This window comes from Mesorhizobium sp. M3A.F.Ca.ET.175.01.1.1, assembly GCF_004791945.1.
GTDB lineage: Bacteria > Pseudomonadota > Alphaproteobacteria > Rhizobiales > Rhizobiaceae > Mesorhizobium.
In genome coordinates, this window is sequence record NZ_SRTP01000118.1 from 1 (window position 1) to 385 (window position 385).

Genomic DNA, 385 nt, shown 5'->3' on the forward strand with positions numbered 1-385 from the left:
GATGTCCGGGCCTTCTACCTCGGGCAAAAGGCACCGCCCGCCGCGCCGCCCAGCCACCTCCATGCTGTCGTCTGAATCGAAAATCCGAAGGAGACTGAAATGACTGTGTCCAACGTCAAGACCGACAAGGCCGCGGCCGCCGTGCCGCCGGTAGCCAGACCCGCCGAGCCCGCGCACATCATCAAGGACGACGCCGAGGCGATTGCCGTCGCGCAGCGGCTGGCGGCCGAGTTTGTCAAGGATTCTTCCAAGCGCGACCGTGACCGGATCTGGCCGGGGGCCGAACTCGACCAGTTCTCGCAGAGCGGCCTGTGGTCGATCAACGTGCCCAAGGCGTTCGGTGGCCCGGAAGTGTCCTACGCGACTTTAGCCAAGGTGATCGAGA

Annotated in this window: 1 protein-coding gene; it reads left to right on the top strand. The window is 64.9% G+C overall.

Going from position 1 to position 385, the window contains the following annotated elements:
- Positions 1-99 precede the first annotated feature (99 nt).
- The coding region (locus EN818_RS31000; protein WP_348631434.1) for an acyl-CoA dehydrogenase family protein at positions 100-385 on the top strand (286 nt) is incomplete at its 3' end.